Consider the following 703-nt stretch of genomic DNA (forward strand, 5'->3'; position numbering starts at 1 on the left):
CACTGCCGGAAGGCCACATCAAATCCGGCCTGCGTGCTATCCACCGGCTGGGTAGTCTGCCGAAAGTCAAAGCCATACAAGACACCCACTGCCTGCTCGACATTGAATCCTTGATCGCTATTGATCAACCCATGGCAGCACTGACAGCCTTGACTGATGAAACCCTAGAGTTCATCGACACCCTCCTGGCTGACTTCTTCACCCCTTCTAAGCCGAACCAAGCTTTTCCTACACGTAGTCAAATCAGGCGCAAAGTCCGCGATATATGTAAAACACTGGATGATTCCATCGCCTATCGGGATACCCGCCCTAAAGATACCTACCGGTTTTCCTCTAACGGCACCTCAGCGTGGTTGGAACTGCAGGTTGAAGAAGACACCGGCATTAAACTCGATGCCTTCATCCACCAGACCGCAACCAAGGAAGACATCACTGTCGCTGAGGCAGTCATCAAACTGCTTTCCGGTGAAATACAGCCACCAGCCACCGTAGTACTCCACACCTACCAAGCCCGCGATATTGATAACGCACCAACCTTTATTGAAGGCTTCGGCTGGCGGGCTGAGCCCATGCCACATGACAAGACGCGGGATTTAACCGAAGAGATAAAAGAAGCCGACGGCTACCAACCAGGAATCATCATGCGCAAACTTGTCGAAGGACGCGACCGTACCTGCCGGGTCGGCGGATGCGGCGAGCCTGC

General features: G+C 53.6%; 1 pseudogene. It reads left to right on the plus strand.

Annotated features, from left to right (window positions below):
• Positions 1–703 (plus strand): annotated as a pseudogene (locus HMPREF2781_RS07245) (HNH endonuclease); the annotation flags it as partial.

It is taken from the genome of Corynebacterium sp. HMSC062A03, from assembly GCF_001811145.1.
GTDB lineage: Bacteria > Actinomycetota > Actinomycetes > Mycobacteriales > Mycobacteriaceae > Corynebacterium > Corynebacterium aurimucosum.